Origin of the sequence: Streptomyces sp. NPDC059398, from assembly GCF_042751845.1 — a bacterium.
Taxonomy (GTDB): domain Bacteria; phylum Actinomycetota; class Actinomycetes; order Streptomycetales; family Streptomycetaceae; genus Streptomyces.
This window is the reverse complement of sequence record NZ_JBHYWP010000013.1, coordinates 33,726-50,051: the sequence shown is the minus strand read 5'-3', so window position 1 is coordinate 50,051 and position 16,326 is coordinate 33,726. Positions and strand designations below refer to the sequence as shown.

General features: G+C 72.2%; 12 protein-coding genes and 1 tRNA gene. 4 read left to right on the top strand and 9 right to left on the bottom strand.

The genetic code is table 11. The features are described 5' to 3' along the window. Positions 1–197: 197 nt before the first annotated feature. The 4 genes from ACFXBC_RS07440 to ACFXBC_RS07425 form a co-directional block, all read right to left on the bottom strand. Positions 198–1,502: a Cys-Gln thioester bond-forming surface protein gene (locus ACFXBC_RS07440; RefSeq protein ID WP_385019723.1), complete on the bottom strand. Its 1,305-nt coding sequence runs from the start codon at positions 1,500–1,502 to the stop codon at positions 198–200. A 372-nt stretch (positions 1,503–1,874) separates the two neighbouring features. Then, positions 1,875–2,276 (bottom strand): single-stranded DNA-binding protein, encoded by a 402-nt coding sequence (locus tag ACFXBC_RS07435; RefSeq protein WP_385019721.1) that lies wholly within the window; start codon positions 2,274–2,276, stop codon positions 1,875–1,877. Positions 2,277–2,472: 196 nt separating this feature from the next. Next, positions 2,473–4,521, bottom strand: coding sequence for a GTPase (locus ACFXBC_RS07430; protein ID WP_385019719.1), 2,049 nt, complete (start codon positions 4,519–4,521; stop codon positions 2,473–2,475). A 428-nt stretch (positions 4,522–4,949) separates the two neighbouring features. Further along, positions 4,950–6,551, bottom strand: coding sequence for a dynamin family protein (locus tag ACFXBC_RS07425; protein ID WP_385019793.1), 1,602 nt, complete (start codon positions 6,549–6,551; stop codon positions 4,950–4,952). A gap of 337 nt (positions 6,552–6,888) precedes the next feature. Here ACFXBC_RS07425 and ACFXBC_RS07420 point away from each other — a divergent pair. Further along, positions 6,889–6,961 (top strand) — tRNA-Arg (locus tag ACFXBC_RS07420). Between the two features lie 419 nt (positions 6,962–7,380). Continuing rightward, positions 7,381–7,662, top strand: a complete 282-nt coding sequence (locus tag ACFXBC_RS07415; RefSeq protein ID WP_385019717.1) for a hypothetical protein — start codon at positions 7,381–7,383, stop codon at positions 7,660–7,662. Positions 7,663–7,721: 59 nt separating this feature from the next. Here ACFXBC_RS07415 and ACFXBC_RS07410 read toward each other — a convergent pair whose 3' ends face one another. Further along, the gene (locus ACFXBC_RS07410; protein WP_385019715.1) at positions 7,722–8,210 is read right to left on the bottom strand and encodes a MarR family winged helix-turn-helix transcriptional regulator; all 489 of its coding nucleotides are present in this window, start codon (positions 8,208–8,210) and stop codon (positions 7,722–7,724) included. 136 nt (positions 8,211–8,346) lie between these two features. Between ACFXBC_RS07410 and lgt the strand changes: the two genes are divergently transcribed. Further along, positions 8,347–9,318: a prolipoprotein diacylglyceryl transferase gene (gene lgt / locus ACFXBC_RS07405; protein ID WP_385019713.1), complete on the top strand. Its 972-nt coding sequence runs from the start codon at positions 8,347–8,349 to the stop codon at positions 9,316–9,318. A gap of 12 nt (positions 9,319–9,330) precedes the next feature. Here lgt and ACFXBC_RS07400 read toward each other — a convergent pair whose 3' ends face one another. The 4 genes from ACFXBC_RS07400 to ACFXBC_RS07385 all read right to left on the bottom strand — a co-directional run bounded on the left by ACFXBC_RS07400 (position 9,331) and on the right by ACFXBC_RS07385 (position 15,578). After that, positions 9,331–10,731: an MFS transporter gene (locus tag ACFXBC_RS07400; protein ID WP_385019791.1), complete on the bottom strand. Its 1,401-nt coding sequence runs from the start codon at positions 10,729–10,731 to the stop codon at positions 9,331–9,333. A gap of 149 nt (positions 10,732–10,880) precedes the next feature. Further along, on the bottom strand, positions 10,881–12,353 hold the full coding sequence (locus ACFXBC_RS07395; protein WP_385019711.1) for a purine-cytosine permease family protein: 1,473 nt from the start codon (positions 12,351–12,353) through the stop codon (positions 10,881–10,883). Positions 12,354–12,519: 166 nt separating this feature from the next. After that, the gene (locus ACFXBC_RS07390) at positions 12,520–14,178 is read right to left on the bottom strand and encodes an amidohydrolase (protein WP_385019709.1); all 1,659 of its coding nucleotides are present in this window, start codon (positions 14,176–14,178) and stop codon (positions 12,520–12,522) included. Between the two features lie 500 nt (positions 14,179–14,678). Continuing rightward, positions 14,679–15,578: an Lrp/AsnC family transcriptional regulator gene (locus tag ACFXBC_RS07385; protein ID WP_385019707.1), complete on the bottom strand. Its 900-nt coding sequence runs from the start codon at positions 15,576–15,578 to the stop codon at positions 14,679–14,681. Between the two features lie 155 nt (positions 15,579–15,733). On the opposite strand from ACFXBC_RS07385, the gene ACFXBC_RS07380 reads away from it, so the two are divergent. Next, positions 15,734–16,189, top strand: coding sequence for a tellurite resistance TerB family protein (locus tag ACFXBC_RS07380; protein ID WP_385019705.1), 456 nt, complete (start codon positions 15,734–15,736; stop codon positions 16,187–16,189). Positions 16,190–16,326: the final 137 nt, after the last annotated feature.

The window sequence follows — 16,326 nt, the reverse complement described above, 5'->3', positions numbered from 1 at the left end:
GCAGGCCGAGGAACGACAGGCGGAACGCCCGGTTGCACGCCGCGCACTCCCAGGCGCCGTGGCCGGCCTCGCTGGGGCGCAGGTCCTCGTCGCCGCAGTACGGGCAGTAGAACGGGGCCACGCGCTCACTCACCGCATCACCGACCGGTCACCGGAGCACTGGGCTCCGATGGCCTGTCCGGTGACCGGTCCGGGGGTTACTGACCCGCGGTGGTGTTCTTCCTGCGGAGCATGAAGACCGCGCCGCCACCGAGCACCACGAGGGCGATCGCCACACCGGCGATCACCGGGGTGGAGCTGGAGCTACCGGTCTCGGCCAGGTCGCCGCCGTTCGTACCCGAGGTGCTGCCGCCGGCCGAGGCCGCGCTGGGCTTCGGGGCCGGGGTGGCGCCGTGGGTGGGGGTGGCGCCGGCCGTCTTGCAGTCGAGGACGCCCTGGAAGCGCTTCTCGAAGCCGTTCGGGCCCTTGATCGTGAAGTCGTACGCCTGGTCCTCGGCGACCGGGACGGTCACCGTCTGCGACTTGCCGGCCTCGATCGTGTGCTTCTGGCCCGCCAGCTCGAAGGTGAACGCCTCATCGCCCTTGTTCGCCGCGGTGATGTCGACGCCGCCCTTGGCACAGTCCTTCTGGGCCGAGAGGGCCGGGATGGCGCCCTTGCTGGCCCAGTTGGCCGTGGCGACCGCGCCGACCGAAGCGGTGCTGGTGCCCGCAAGGATCTGCGTCTGGCTCTTGGAGTCGCTGACGAAGGCACGCCCGATCGGCACCGCGGTCTGCGCGGTGACGTTCAGCTTGGCCGAGCCGGGCTGGGTGCCGGCCGGGACCTTGAAGAACAGCTGCGTGCCGTTGACCGCGCTGGTGACGGGCTTGCCGTCCTTGCCGACGACGGTGACGCCCTGCGGCGCGTCGGGGGCGAGGGAGACCTCGGCCTTGGCGGCGTTGGTGGAGACCGTCACCGGGCCGAGCGACTCGCCCGGGTGGCCCGCCACGTCGCCGGGGCCGAGCGAGAGCGAGGCGGCCGGCTCAGCGACATTGGCCGCGGACTTCTCCAGGTACTCGGTCAGCTTGCGGCCGGCCTCGTCCTTCGGCACCGCGTCGACGTGGTCCGAGAAGTGCCAGATCGCCGCCTGGGTGGCGGCGGCGGCCGTGGCGTCGGTCAGCGTGACATTGAGGTCAGCCCCGAGGGACGCGGGCGTCACCTGCGGGTAGGAGTGCTCAAGGATCCAGCGGATCTTGCCCGCGTCGTCGTTGTGCGCGAGTGAGGACTCGGCCCAAGTGACCTCACGGTACGAGGTGTTGGCCTGAGTGTGGTTGTGCAGGTCGATGCAGTACGTCTTGATGGTGCCGCCGCCGTCGACCTTGAGCTCGAAGAGCCCGGCCGTCTCGTTGGCGCCGTCGATCACGACCTTGTCACCGACCGAGACCCCGGGGTTGTCCAGGGTGGCGTTGACACCCGAGGAGCTGGTGGGAGCGTCATCGGCGAAAGCAGGAGCGGCCGTCGCCATCGCACCACCGGCGACAAGACCGGCAGTCAGGGCCGCGGCGGCCAGCCGGGAGGTGCCCAGCCGCCGTATGCGGGAACCAGAGCCCGCAGAAAACACAGAAACCGCAGAAAACACAGAATTCCCCTTCGGGCAAGGACTCTTCGCTCGATACGCCTCGTGGCGCGCGTGGGGGAAGTTCCTCGCCGGCAGACTCAAATGCCCCGTGAGTATCTGGGAATACTAAGGACGCAGGAGCAACACAGTCTCCACACATGGCGCCTGATAACCATTCCGAATCGGAATCGTTACCGCGACCCCTCTCCGAGGACTGACCATATCGACAAATCACCACCGTTCAGGGGCTGGTGGAGCCCCGGCGGCCCCCCGCCCGGCTCACCCCACCAGATCCTTGGGCCGCTCCGTCAGAGATGCATCCGCCCTGGCCACACGCTTGAACGCACTGGTACCGCGGGTCAGATCATGGCCCACGGCCAACGCCTCGATGTCGGCCGAGAATCTGCGTTGTCCGTCCTTGTCCTCTTCGCGCACCTTCAACCTGCCGTGGACGACCAGAGGTTCGCCGACCGAAACGGAACCCGCCAGGTTCGCCGCCAGCGTCCGCCAGGCCCAGACCGTGTAGAAGCTGGTCGGTCCGTCGGTCCATGCCTGTTTCTGCCGGTCCCAGCGGCGCGCGGTGACCGCGAAGCGGAAACGTGCCATTCCCCCGGTGACCGAATCCCGGTATTCAGGCCGCGTCGCCACATTTCCCACCAATGTCACCAAGGTGTCGTTCATGAGCCCTTGCCTCCCCCGTCCCGCCATGGTCCTGCGGGACCGTCCCGTGACGGCCCCGCGGATGCAGCCGGTCGACCGGGCCCCGTGTCCGGTCCGGTCCTCGTGAGCCGGACCGGACCCGGGCCCCGGGCCCTCCCGGTTGCTGATCCGGTCCCCATGCTGGCCCGCCGGGAGCGCTTCCGCTCGCGCCTGTGGACTACTTGCCGGTTGTGGACAACCCGTTCACCGTCACGTACTGCTCCCGCACCTCCCGGTAGCGCAGCAGCTCGGCTCCGACCGGGTCGAGCACCCTTGTCCTGCCGCACGCCGCGGCCGCCTCCCGCAGTCTGCGCTCCGCGTCCTGTCCGTACCGGTGCGCCGGCCCCCGTACCGCCATCCCGCACGCCCACTCCACCAGCGGACCGCCCACCGTGCCGGCCAGCGTCACCAGGACGGGCGTCAGCGGGGCGACGTCGAGTACGCCCACCATCACCCCGATCAGCCAGAGCACCCCGAGGATCTGGTGCACGGTCATCATCACCTGGGCCAGCACCGCCGCAGGCCACCAGGCGGGCCGTCCCGAGCGGCCGCCACGTTCCTGCCCGGCGGTGGTGGCCGCCGCCAGCTCGTCCAGGGCCTCGGACAGCCCATCGGCGCCCCGCACGGCCGCCTCGCGCACCGCCTGCGCCCAGGGCGCGGGGAGCCCGTCGGACGCCTCGTCCGCGAGCGTACGCACGGCCTGCTCCACCTCCTGCCTGGCGGTGGCCTCCGTGCCCGCGGGCTCGGGGCCGGTCTCGTCCGGCGTCGGCTCGGGGCCGCCGGGCGCGCGCGTGGACGCGTACCAGCGCCAGAACCGCAGCCACGGCGTCCCGCATGCCTTCACCGCGTTCCTGCTCCACTCACGCTCGGCGGCCTCGCCCACGGCCAGTGCGCCGACCGCGTCGCCGAGCCGGTCGCCGAACCGCTCGCGCGCCGACTCGCCGAGCCCGGCGTGCCCGTCGGCGACATACACCGAGCGCAGCCCGTCCGCCGCCGCGTCCACATCGGCGGCCAGCCGGCGGGCCGGTGCGCCCCGCTCCCGGACGAACCGGCCGATCAGCTCCCGCAGTTCGCCCACCCCCTCGCCGGTGAGCGCCGACAGCGCGAGCACCGTCGCCCCCGGTTCGCCGTGCTCGCCCAGGGCCATGCCGTCCTCGTCGAGCAGCCTCCGCAGGTCGTCGAGGACCTGGTCGGCCGCCTCGCCGGGGAGCCGGTCGATCTGGTTGAGCACCACGAAGGTGATCTCGGCGTGGCCCGCGAGGGGCCTGAGGTAGCGGTCGTGGAGTGCGGCGTCCGCGTACTTCTCCGGGTCCACCACCCAGATCACCGCGTCGACCAGCTCCATCGCCCGGTCCACCTGGTCACGGTGCGCGGTCAGGGCCGAATCGTGGTCCGGCAGGTCGATGAGGACCAGTCCGTGCAGTTCGTCACCCGGCCCCGCACTCATCCAGGGCCTGCGACGCAGCCGTCCTGGGATGGCGAGCCGGTCGAGCAGCCCGGCCGCGCCGTCGGTCCAGCTGCAGGCGAGGGGGGCGGATGTGGTGGGCCTGCGCACCCCGGTCTCGGAGATCGCCACCCCGGCCAGGGCGTTGAAGAGCGTCGACTTGCCGCTGCCGGTCGCGCCCGCGATCGCCACGACGGTGTGCTGCGAGGAGAGCCGCTGCCGGGCCGACGCCTCGTCCAGCACCCGGCCCGCCTCGGCGAGCGTGGGTCCTTCGAGGCGCGTACGGGAGAGGCCGACCAGCTCCCGCAGGGCGTCCAGCCGGGCGCGGAGTTCGGCGCCGTACGACACGGAGCGCGGGAAGTCCTCGTACGACTCGGGCAGCGGGCCGAGCCCGAGCTCGCGGGCGCCGGGCTGCGCGGTCTCCCGGTCGGCCGCGCGCCGGGCGATGAACCCGTCGTCCCAGCGGTGACCGCCGCCGCCCTGCTCGGGCAGGCTGGGCGCCCCGGACCCGGTGGACGGCTCGGAGACGTGGGACGGTTCCGGGGCTCCGGAGGGCGCCGACACTCCGGAGGGCTCCGAGGGATCGGACGGATCGGACGCCCGGTACGGCTCGTACCGCCCGGGGGCTCCGAACGGCTCGGATGTCTCGTGCGCCTCGGTCACCTCGTACACCTCGGTCGCCTCGTACGGCTCGTGGGACCGCTCAGTGCGGGCTTCTGGGGATGTCCCGGACAGGGCGCCGGTCGTGTCGGATGACGTGCCTCCGGCCCTGGGTGACGCCATCACCGGGGCCCTTGACGAGGCCGCCCGTGGAGCCGGGGGCGCCGGGTCCGGGGCGGACGGCGGGGCCACCGATGCGGTGGCCGGGGGCGTGGACGACGTAACGGGGTCGTCAGAAGCGTCAGTTGTGTACGGCTCCCGGGCCGCCAGCGGCTCGTGGCTCTCCCACTCCTCCGGCCACCCGGACCCGACCGCGGCACCCGCATCCGCGTCGGCGTCCGCTCCCGGGGCCGTACGGGGGGCCATGTCCGGGGCCGCATGCGCGTCCGCCTCCGCGGCCGCAGTCACCTCAACATGCCCATAATCACTGGTTGTTGTGCTCGTCTCACCGGACCGCCCCGCCCCGCCCGCCGTCTCAGCCCCGGCTGCCACCGCATCCGTCTCCGCTGCTCCGGTCGCCCTCGTCGGGCCGGTCACGTGTGTCGCATCGGTCATCGCGGCCACTTCTCCTTCTGCAGTACGGACAGCGCGGCGATCAGTTCGGCCTGGGACTCGGGCCCCACGTCGAGGGCGTCGAGCGGGGCGAGCCGCCGGTCGCGCTCCGCGCCGAGTACGTCGTCGATATACGCGCTGACCAGCTCCGCGCCCTTGTCGCACAGCCTCAGCGCCCCCTGTGCGCCGATCCGTTCGGCCAGCCGCTCCCCCGCCTTCCGCGTCCGGCGCCCGCCCAGCAGGGCGGCGGCCAGCAGGGCGGCGACCGCCTCGGGTTCCGGCGCGGCCGAACGGTCGAGCTCTCTCACCTCTTCCTCGGCCAGTTCCTCCAGGACCCGCCGCCAGCGCCGCACGGCGAGGCCGACCCGCTCGCCCGCCTCCCCGGTCTCCGCGTCCAGACCGCCGGCCGCGGGCTCACGCCGCCAGCTCTCCCGGACCCGTTCGTCGGCGGCGGCCACCGCGCACTGGAGCACGACCGCCAGGCTGTCCGACAGCGCGTCAAGCAGTTCGCCCGACGAGCTGTCCAGTGGATAGCCGCGCCACCGGGTCCTGGCGTCCCCGGCCAGCACCGCACCCGCCTTGAGCCGTGCCAGTACGCGCTTGCGCTCCCCCTCGTACGCCCCCTCGACGGCGCCGGTGAGCCGTACCGCGGCCGAGTACTGCAGAGCGACGGCGGCGGCCAGCTCGGGCATCCGGGAGCCGAGCGAATCGATCACCCCGCTCGCCGTACGGTCGAGCGACTGCTGCCGGGCCGCCGGATCCTGTGCAAGCTGGGTCAGCCACGCGCGCAGCGGTGCCACGGCGGTGGTGGGCAGCAGTCCGCTGCCGCCGCCCGCGGACTCGGGCAGTTCGGGGATCGTGAAGCGCGGGGCGCTCCCGAGCCCGGCCCGGGTGAGCAGCGCGCCGTACTGCCGTGACACCTCTCCGACGACCTGGTGGGGCACCCGGTCGAGGACGGTGACGAGGGTCGCGTCGTACTCCTTCGCGGTACGCAGCAGATGCCAGGGCACGGCGTCGGCGTACCGGGACGCGGTGGTCACCATGACCCAGATGTCGGCCGCGCAGATCAACTCGGCGGCCAGCGCCCGGTTGCCGGCGACCAGCGAGTCGATGTCGGGGGCGTCCAGCAGGGCGAGCCCGCGCGGCAGGTTCGACGCCATCTCGACCCGCAGCGCACCACCGGCCGCGCCGTGCGGCTCCGGGTGGCCGTCGTCGCCCGTGTCGTCCTGCTGCGGAAGCCATACGCGGGTGAGGCGCGGCAGCACACGCGGCCCCGAGAACCAGTGGTGGTCCTCGGGGTGGCAGACCAGGACCGGGGTCCGGGTGGTGGGCCGCAGCACTCCGGCCTCGCTTACCCGGCGCCCGACCAGCGAGTTGACGAGCGTGGACTTTCCCGCGCCGGTCGAGCCGCCGATCACCGCGAGCAGGGGCGCCTGCGGGGCTCTGAGCCGGGGCACCAGGTAGTCGTCGAGCTGCGCGAGCAGCTCGGTCCGCGTCCGGCGGGCGCGCGGCGCGCCCGGCAGCGGAAGCGGAAGGCGCACGGCGGCGACTCGGTCACGCAGGGCGGAGAGTGCGTCAATCAGCTGAGGCCGTACATCCAAGGTCACCACATGCGAAGAATGCCCAATTTGGTTGGCTTTTTGAAGCGTATAGCCACTTGTGCGCGTCAATCGGGGGCTTTAGGGGCCGTTCGGAGACCTGGGACACTCGGGACGAGTGGGACGCAGGCATAACGACTGCACAACACCCGGGATCCGAGGGGCCAAAAGCCGTGCGCGATCCGCACCCGCCTGCGATTATCAGTTCGCTTCACTGAACCTCCACATCGTGCCACGGAGGTGAAGCAACGGGGAGCAGGTGAATGGAGCCCTATCCTGGTCCCCGGCAAGGTCACGCACCCGTACAACCGGGGCTCCAGGCCGCCGAGGCCACGATCCGGCCCCCGTAGCTCAGTGGATAGAGCAGGCGCCTTCTAAGCGCTTGGCCGCAGGTTCGAGTCCTGCCGGGGGCACTCTCGCCGCACTGCGGCCGGGCCCTCCCGCCGGGAGGGCCTTTTCTTGTGGCCTGGTCCTCAGGTCTGGTTCCTCAGGTCTGGTTCCTCAGGTCTGGGGAACGTAGCGGGAACGACGTAGTGGCGGCGTAAGGGGCACCGCAGCCGAGCCCTTCGCCGCCCGGAACACCGTTACGCGCGCGCTCCGGCCCGCTCCGCCCGAGCCTCTTCCTCGCCGCGGCCTTCCCGTTCTCTTCGCTTTTCCCGTTCTCTTCAGCACCCCGCCCCCGCCCGTCCCCACGGCGGGCAGCCGCATGCCCGCCGCCCTGCGAGCCGAACCTGAAGACGGCTTCAGGATGCTTCAGCCCAGCTTCAGGATGCCCTCGGCAGAGTGGCACCCGTCGCACACACAGCGTTTCGAACGATCGACAGGAGAAGTCATGAGCAACACAACGTTTTCCCCCGCCGATTCCGATGAACTGTGGAAGAGCGGGGGGCTGTTCGAGCTGCGCACCGTTTCGCTCGACCCCAAGGTGATCGCGGGGCTCGCCGAGGTACGGGTGCCGACCCCGCAGTCCGTCCTGATCGGCTGGGTGGACGTGCCGGCCGGTGACCCTCTCGGGGCGACCCAGCACGCGCTCTACCTCACCCCTGGTGGCTACGCCTACCGCGTCACGACCTATGCCGGCGGGCGCCGTACCGCCGACGCAAGCCTCAACTGAGACCGCTGGGACGGCTGGGACCGCTTCAGCGGTGCGGGGCGGGGCGGGTACGGCTCACCTCATTCCCCGGTGTCGTCCAGGTGTTCCGCGATCCGGAGCAGGGCGGGCAGTGCCGCGCGGACCGTGTCGCGGTCGGCGTCGCCCAGGGCTGCCAGGGCGGCACCCAGACGGCGTTCGTGTGCCTGGGCCCAGGCGGTGAGCTGGGCGCGGCCCGCGTCGGTGAGGACGACCACGGAGGCCCTGCGGTCGGCGGAGTCGACATCACGGGTCACCAGACCGGCCGTGATCATCTGCCCGATCAGGCCCGAGACCGTACTGGCCGCCAGATGCTGGCGGGTGGCCAGGTCGCTGATGCGGGCCGGGGAGTGCTCCGCGAGGACCTGGAGCAGCTCGACCTGGGCCATGGGCAGGGTCTCCCACGGGTAGTCGGTACGGATCGACGCCCGCAGGGAACGGCGCAGACGCGTGACGGCCTCGGTGAGCAGCCGCGCGTCGGACGTGTGGTCCTTCGGCGGCTTACGGGTCCCGGAACGGGGCTGGGGCGGCATACGCGAACTTTACTGACCCCGCCGCCCCTGAACCGGTCCAGCCGCCGTCACCGGCCGAAGATTCGGTGTCCGATGTAATCTCGTCCGGGTTACTCCGGCCCCGGTCGGCAACCTCACATCGAGAGCGGTCCCGCCGATGAACCTGGCGTACCTTCCCAGCCCTTCCCAGGGCGTCTGGCACCTCGGGCCCTTCCCGATCCGGGCCTACGCGCTCTGCATCATCGCCGGAATCTTCGCCGGGGTGTGGCTGACCGGCCGTCGCTGGGCGGCCCGCGGCGGGAACCGGGACCACATCGCCGACATCGCGCTGTGGGCGGTGCCCTTCGGAGTGCTGGGCGGGCGGCTCTACCACGTCATCACCGACCCCGAGCTGTACTTCGCCGCCGGGAAGCAGCCCATCCGGGCGCTGTACATCTGGGACGGCGGACTCGGCATCCCGGGTGCTGTCGCCCTTGGCGCGGTGGGCGCCTGGCTGGGGTGCAGACGCCGGGGGATCAAGCTGGCGGACTTCGCGGATGCCGCCGCTCCCGGTCTGGTGCTGGCGCAGGCGATGGGGCGGTGGGGCAACTACTTCAACCAGGAGCTGTTCGGTGGCCCCACCCATCTGCCCTGGGCCCTGCTGATCGATCCCGCGCACCGGCCGGACACCAGCCCGAATGTGGCTTTCTACCACCCGACGTTTCTCTACGAGTCCCTGTGGGATCTCGGCGTGATGGCCCTGCTGCTCTGGCTCGACCGGCGTTACCGGCCGCGCAGGGGGCGGCTGTTCGCCTGCTATGTGCTGGCGTACACCGCCGGGCGGGCCTGGATCGAGGCCCTGCGGATCGACCACGCCAACCACTTCCTGGGGCTGCGGCTGAACGACTGGGTCTCCGCCGTGCTGTTCGCCGGGGCGCTCATCTACCTGATCGCCACCCACGGCCGCGCGGACACCGGCTCCGGCGCTTCCACCGAATCCAACGCCGTCTCCGAAGCAGACGTGAACGCGGACGTGAACGCGGACGTAGACACAGACACAGATACAGGCGCAGATGCGGGCGCCCGCTCCGAGGGCGGTGCGCCGCAGCCCGCCTCGCCGCCCGGTCGCCGTGGTCCTACGGAGAAGTGACGCGCGCCACCGCTACGTGAGCGACCGGGCCGCCTCCGCGCGGCGCGGCCCCGAGCAGGCCGCGTACACCGCCACCAGCGCCGCCGCCAGCAGCACGAGCACGGCCCAGCGCGGGCCGTCCGGCACCCCGTGCGGTGGGGCGATGTGCAGGGCCAGGGTGACCAGCGCGACGCCCAGGGCGGTGCCCAGGCCGCGGGCCATATTGACCAGTCCGCCGCCGGTACCCGACGAGCGCGCCGGTATCGCTCCCATGATCAGCGTGTTGTTGGCGGGGGTGAAGATGCCGAGCCCCAGCCCCAGGACCGCGAGGAGCAGCACCAGCGGGCCGGGCGTCAGCGGCGCCAGGGCCATCGCGCCCAGCGCGGCCACGCAGACCAGGGCGCCCAGGACACAGCGGCCGCGGTCGCCCAGTGCGGCGGGCAGGGCCCGGTCGGCGGCCGTCGCGGCGACCGCGAAGCCGACCGGCAGGGCGGTCAGCACGAACCCCGCGGTCAGCTCCGACGAGCCGCCGCCGGTCAGCACGACCGGGACCAGGACCAGCGGCCCGAAGAGCACCAGATAGCCGGAGAGCGCGCCGGTCAGCCCGGACGACACCGCCCGTACCCGCAACAGCGCCAGGTCGATGAGCGGTACGGCGGCCACCCGCTGCCGTACCGCGAACGCCCAGCCCGCCCCGGCGGCCACGACGAACAGCACGGCGACGCCCCAGCCGGGCACCGGAAGACCCGATGCGGCCGAGACGCCGAGCAGCCCGCTGGTCGTCGCCACGATCAGCAGCGCAAGGCCCGCCCGGTCAAAGCCGTCCGACCGCGACCGGCTGTGCGTCCTCGGCAGGAGATAGTGCCCGGCGACCAGCGCGACCAGACCGATGGGCACGTTGATGCCGAAGACCCAGCGCCAGCCGAGCGTCGCCACCAGGGCGCCGCCGACCGTCGGCCCCAGCGCGAGACCCAGCGCCTGGGCAGCGGCCTGGACGCCGAGCGCGGTCCGCATCCGGTCTCTCGGTGCGCTGGTGGCCACCAGCGCCACGCTGTTGGCCTGCATCATCGCCGCGCCCGCCGCCTGCACCACCCGGAAGGCCACCAGCGTCGCCAGCGAAGGGGCGAGACCGCAGGCCGCCGAGGCCGCGGTGAAGACCACGAACCCGTAGAGATAGAAGAGCTTGCGCCCGTACGCGTCCGACAGCCGGCCGACCGGGACGAGCAGCGCGACCAGCGTGAGCAGATACGCGAGGGAGACCCACTCGACCGCGGCGAGCGAGGCGTGGAACTCCGTACGCACACTGCCGTACGTCAACGTCACGATGCTCGCGTCCAGTTGCCCCATGAACGCGCCGAAGCACACCGTCGCCACCGCGAGCCACCAAGCCCCGGGCCGCACCCTGATCCGTTCCGGCCTGGCGCGCTCCCTCAGGAGGACGGCCGTCCACGACGGGTGCCGCCCACCGGTGGGCGGCGTGCGCCCGCTCTCGTCTCCTCCACTCGTACCCACAGGGCAATATTACATCGGGTACCGAAATATTTTGCTGCCGATGGGTGTGGGGCGATACGTGCGGCTCACCGCTACGGGCAGCCCGCCGCCCCTGCTCCCCGGTCCTGCTCCCCGCGCACCCGCCGCCCCGCCAGCAGCGGATAGGCCGCTCCCGAGACCAGGATCGGCAGGATCCAGGAGAGGTCGGCGCCGCCCAGCCGGCCGCTCAGCCAGCTGTGCAGGAGGGGCGAGTTGATGGTGAGCAGACCGGTGGCCATCCCGCAGGCGAGCGCGGTCAGGCCCTGGACGTTGACCCCGCCGGTACCCCAGTAGCGGCTGCTGCGGTCGCTGGTGTGGATGTCGTGGTGGTCGTAGTGCCAGCGGCGCAGAACGCCGTCCACGATCCAGACGGCGGCGAACGGGCCGGCCCAGACGTTGACCAGCGAGAGGAACTCGTTCAGCGCGGTCTCGAAGTCGTACACGAAGAGGATCAGCAGCACCGCGGCCAGCGCCAGGGTGGCGTCCAGGGCCGTGGCGAGCCAGCGCTTGAGCGGGATGCCGATGGCCTGGATGGCCAGGCCCGACGAGTAGAAGACCGAGGCGTTGTTGGAGATCGAGCCGAGGAAGCAGGCCGCGATGTAGAGGACGTACAGCCAGCCGGGCACCAGCGGCCGGACGCCCGCCACCGGGTCGGTGAGGTCCGTACGGGTCGCGACCAGGACCCCCGCGATGCCCAGGTAGACGGCCATTCCGGCGCCGCCGCCCAGCACCCGGGGGAAGACCTTGCGGACCGGGGTGTCCGAGGGGAGGTAGCGGGCGTAGTCCGGCGAGACCACCAGGTAGGAGAGCGATCCGGAGGCGATCAGGGCGGCGGCGGAGACGATCAGCGCGAGCCAGTTGCCGCCGCCTCCCGCGTGGTGCGGCGGGTGCCAGTTCCAGTCCACCCCGCCGATGGTGAAGCAGAGCAGCAGCGCGAAGACCACGGCCACCACGACCGCGAAGTACGGCTGTACCTTGACGAGGAGCCGGTGTCCGGTGACCGCGATGACGATGGCCACCCCGAGGACGAGCAGCGTCGCCAGGACCTTGCCCGGGGCGCCTGAGTGGTGCCAGCCGAGCCGGTCGAAGAGGGCGAGTACGGCGAAGACCCCGAGGAGGCCGTTGACCGTCTTGAAGCCCAGCGACATGGCCCAGGTGAACAGCGCATTGACGCGGTTGCCGAACACGCCGAACGGCGCCCGGCTCAGGGTGAGCGCGGGCAGTCCGGCGCGCGGCCCGGCGATCGAGCTGTACGCGACGAGGGCGAACAGGGCGTTGCCCACCACCACGGCGACCAGGGCCTGGACGAGGGAGAGGCCGAGGGCGACGGCGCCCGCGCCGAGCACGAAGAAGAACTGGTAGGAGTTGATCCCGGCCCAGAAGAAGCCCAGTTGGCGCGGGGTCATGTACCGCTCGGACTCCGGGATGAAGTCGTAGCCGTGCTGTTCGACCGCGCCCGCTGCGAGGCCGCCGGTGCGTTCTGCCGTGCCGGTCCCCGGCCGGTCCGGCTGTGCGGTGGTGCTCATCGGTGGTGCTCCTTCACGGTGGCGGCCGCCGTGGCGGGCGGGCGCGGGGTGCCGTAATCGGTGAACAGCCCGGGTTCAGTGGGCGGCGGCCGGCGGGTGACCGGCCGGTCAGGACTGCGCGCGCGGTGTGGACCGGCAGTCAGGGCCGGCAGTCGGAGCGGGCCGGTCAGGGCTGAGCGGACCAGACCCGGCGGGCGCCGATCCAGGTCTCGTCGACGCCGGCCGTGGCGAGCCGGGCGAGGTCGTCGGTCCGGTACGGGTCGGCTGCCGTGACGACGAAGTCGGCGAAGGCTCCGGGGCGCAGGCTGCCGACCTCGTGCTCGCGGTGCAGCGCCCGCGCCCCGCCGAGGGTATGCGCCCGGATGCCGTCGGCGACGGCGAGCCGCATCTCCGGGGTGCCGAGCCGGGTGCCGAGCACGGTCTCCCGGCTCGCGGCGGCGGCCACCGCCTCGAACGGGCGGGGCGGCGCGACGGGCGCGTCCGAGCTGAAGGCGAACTCCGTGCCCGCGGCCTGGAGCAGACCCGCCGGGTTGTAGCGGTGACCCATCTCACCGATCGCGGTGAGCGTGCCGTCGCCGGTACGGAGGTGGTGCTGCGGCTGGAGCACGGCGTGCACGCCCAGCTCCCGCATGCGGATGATCTCGTCGTCGGTGGGCAGCCCGCAGTGTTCGACGCGGTGCCGGGGGTCGGTGCGGGGCGTGTCGGCGAGCGCCTTCTCGACGGCGTCCAGGACCATGCCGATCGCGTACGGGGACTGTGCGTGGGTCGCGGTCTGGAAGCCGGCCCGGTGGGCGCGCAGCACCAGGTCCGCGTATTCGGCGGGGTCGTGGTAGAGCTGCCCGTGGTTGCAGCAGTCGGCCGCGTACCCCTCGGGGAAGTACGCCGTCCAGCCGCCCAGGGTGCCGTCCGCGTAGAGCTTGACGCCCTGGATCCGCAGCTGGTCGTCGCCGAGCGCGCTGCTCAGCCCGAGGTCGAGTGCGGTGTCGAGGAGCGCCGACGTCAGATAGACGGAGGTGCGCATCCGCAGGTCACCGGCGTCCCGGGCGCGCAGGTACGTGGAGAGCTCGCGGCGGGACGCCTGGGCGTCGCCGATGGTGGTGACCCCGGCGGCGAGGAAGGTCTGCTGGGCGCGGAGCAGATGGCCGCGCATGATGTCGGCGGGGTCGTCCAGGTGGAAGTTGGGCCCGTGGTTGGTGATCTTCACACCGTCCGGGCCCGTCAGCAGATCGCAGGCGCCGTCCCACAGCTCGCCGTTGGGCTCGCCCGATGCCGTGCGGCCGATGCGGCCGCCGAGCGGGTCGGGGGTTCCGGCGGTGATGCCGTACTTGTGCAGGGTGTAGGTGTTCACGACGCCGCCGTGGCCCGACGCGTTCATCACGTAGACCTCGCGGTCGGTGGCGACCCGGTCGAGGTCCTGGCAGGTGGGGTGGCGGCCCTCGGCCAGCCTGCGGTGCTCGTAACCGAAGCCGCGCAGCGGGGCGTCCGCGCGGAGCCCTTCCGCGTGGCCGCGGAGCGCGGCGACCAGCGAGTCGATGTCCGTGACGGTCTCGGGCCGTACGTCGGCCCAGGCGAGGTTCTGTCCGTACATCACCGGGTGGCAGTGCGCGTCGACGAAGCCGGGCATCAGCTGCCGTCCGCCGAGGTCCAGCCGCTCGTCCACGCGGCCGTCCAGTGCGGCCCGGCACTCCTCGGCGGTGCCCGCGTGCACGATGCGCTCACCGCGCACCGCGAGGGCCTCGGCGCGGCCCGCCGGGGTGAGGGTGTGGACGGTGCCGCCGGTGACGAGAAGGGTGCGGTCCGGGTGTGCTGCGGGCGTGGTGGCCATGTGGGTGCTCCGGTTGGACGGGGAGGGGCGTGCGCTCCCGGTGGGCGGGCGCCGGGGCCGGCGTCCTGCGTCTGCGTCCTGCGTCTGCGTCTGCGTCTGCGTCTGCGTCTGCGTCTGCGGGACGGTCGGCGCCGGGCGGCTCGGCGCCACGGGAAGCGGATCGATGCCCGAGACATACACGTACGAGCGATCCGCTGACTGCGACAGTACGACGCGAGCGAAATATTCGCCAGAGGGGAAGGTGGTGAACTTTTCGCTTGCGGTGGGGAGCGGGTGCGAGCGAAGCGCGTGCGGCCAGGGAGGGGCGCGCGGGAAACGGCGGCACAGGCCCGGCCCCGGCGCTCGGGCCTGAGCCGGGCACTCGGGTGCGGCCGGGTGCGTAGTGGTACGGCGGGATGCGTAGTGGTCGGGCCGGGTGCGTAGTGGTACGGCGGGGCGCCACCGGCGAGGCGGGGTAAGTGTTGGTGAGGTGGGGCACGTACCGATGAGGCGGGGCGGCGTCAGCCCGTCAGGGAGTCGTAGCGTTCCTTGACCAGTTCCAGATGGAGCCAGCTCTCCAGCCCGTGTACGCCGTCCAGGGCGCGCAGCCTCTCCAGCGAGGCCAGCACATCGGCGAGGGTCTCGCCGCCCACCGTGCCGATGACGTCCGCCCGGCCCACACACGCCGCGGCGAACTGCACCTGCTCGGTGGCCAGCAGACCGCCCACGCCTGCCGTGCCGTGACCGTCTCCGGCACGGCGCAGCGAGAAGCCCGCGAGGTGGCCCATGCCGAGGGTCCCCGGGCGGACCAGGGCGGCGACCCGGAAGACACCGGCGTCCAGCAGCCGCAGCGAGCGGGCCCGCGCGGCCGCGGCCGACATGGCGATGCGGTCGGCCAACTCGGCGTAGGACATGCGCCCGTCGGTCTGGAGCGCCCGCAGGATCGCGTGGTCCGTCTCGTCGAGACTCACCGCACCGGGCGAAGTCACCGGAAGATAGGGGTCCTTGAGCACACGGGTGTACGGGGTCGTGTCGACGCCCCGCACCCCGGGCAGCCGTGCCACGTCCGCGACCAGCCTGCTCAGCGCGTCGAAGTCGGAGGTACGCAGCTCCGCGACGACTGGGCGCCGGCCCGCGGTGAGCGTCACGAAGACCGCTTCGGAGAGCCCGGCCACGGTCCGCGCCACGGGCTCGGCGGGGCCGACGACATCGACGGCCACATGGGCGCTGACCGTGCGGCCGAGCACCGCGGGATGGATGACACCGACGATCCGCAGGACCCCGTCCTCGGTCAGTCGCAGCGCCCGTGCGCGGGCGGCGGCGCGGGACAGGCCGACGCGGGCGGCGAGCGTCTCGTAGGACGTGCGGCCGTCCTCCTGGAGGAGGTGGACGAGCGCGAGGTCGGTGGCGTCGAGGTTCATCGGACAGCCAGTCTGCCACGCGCACCGGACCCGCCGTCCGTACTCCGAGGACACCCCGAAGTGGTCACGGGGGCGGGCACTTCCTGGGAGGCCCGGCCGTTGTCACTCCGTAAAGAGTGATCAAAATGGTCACGTGGTGAACGAGGAGACGGCTGATGGCCCTGTGGGACCGCTTGAAGGACTCTGCGAAGACGATGCAGACGCAGCTCGACGCGAAGAAGAACGACCTCAAGAGCGGCGGATTCCGGGATGCCAGCATGGCCATGTGCGCGCTGGTCGCCGCGGCCGACGGCTCGATCGACCCCGTGGAGCGGCAGCGCGTCGCCGCGCTGATCACCACCAATGAGGTTCTGCAGAACTTCACGGCGGACGATCTGCAGACGCGTTTCAACGACTACTGCCAGAAGCTCACCGCCGACTTCGACTTCGGCAAGGTCAGCATTCTGCAGACCATCGGCAAGGTCAGCAAGAAGCCCACCGAGGCGCGCGCCGTCATCCAGATCGGCATCGTGATCGGCGGCGCCGACGGGGACTTCGACAAGTCCGAGCAGGCCGTGGTCCGCGAGGCGTGCTTCGCGCTGGGCATCGCCCCGACCGAGTTCGACCTGTAGGAGCGTCCCCCGCCGCTGCCACTGTGGGCGGGCTGTGCCCCGCCGCTGCCACCGTGGGCGCGGGCTGTGCCACACGTTCCGCAGGCCGGTCCCCGCGCAGCGCCGCCGCTCTTCACCGCGGTGCTGTGCGGGGACAG

What these genes read in the sequence shown, in the direction of transcription:
- ACFXBC_RS07440 (WP_385019723.1), bottom strand. Translation starts at nt 1,502, where the DNA reads ATGGCGACGGCCGCTCCTGCTTTCGCCGATGACGCTCCCACCAGCTCC.
- ACFXBC_RS07435 (WP_385019721.1), bottom strand. Translation starts at nt 2,276, where the DNA reads ATGAACGACACCTTGGTGACATTGGTGGGAAATGTGGCGACGCGGCCT.
- ACFXBC_RS07430 (WP_385019719.1), bottom strand. Translation starts at nt 4,521, where the DNA reads ATGGCGTCACCCAGGGCCGGAGGCACGTCATCCGACACGACCGGCGCC.
- ACFXBC_RS07415 (WP_385019717.1), top strand. Translation starts at nt 7,381, where the DNA reads ATGAGCAACACAACGTTTTCCCCCGCCGATTCCGATGAACTGTGGAAG.
- ACFXBC_RS07410 (WP_385019715.1), bottom strand. Translation starts at nt 8,210, where the DNA reads ATGCCGCCCCAGCCCCGTTCCGGGACCCGTAAGCCGCCGAAGGACCAC.
- lgt (WP_385019713.1), top strand. Translation starts at nt 8,347, where the DNA reads ATGAACCTGGCGTACCTTCCCAGCCCTTCCCAGGGCGTCTGGCACCTC.
- ACFXBC_RS07395 (WP_385019711.1), bottom strand. Translation starts at nt 12,353, where the DNA reads ATGAGCACCACCGCACAGCCGGACCGGCCGGGGACCGGCACGGCAGAA.
- ACFXBC_RS07390 (WP_385019709.1), bottom strand. Translation starts at nt 14,178, where the DNA reads ATGGCCACCACGCCCGCAGCACACCCGGACCGCACCCTTCTCGTCACC.
- ACFXBC_RS07385 (WP_385019707.1), bottom strand. Translation starts at nt 15,578, where the DNA reads ATGAACCTCGACGCCACCGACCTCGCGCTCGTCCACCTCCTCCAGGAG.
- ACFXBC_RS07380 (WP_385019705.1), top strand. Translation starts at nt 15,734, where the DNA reads ATGGCCCTGTGGGACCGCTTGAAGGACTCTGCGAAGACGATGCAGACG.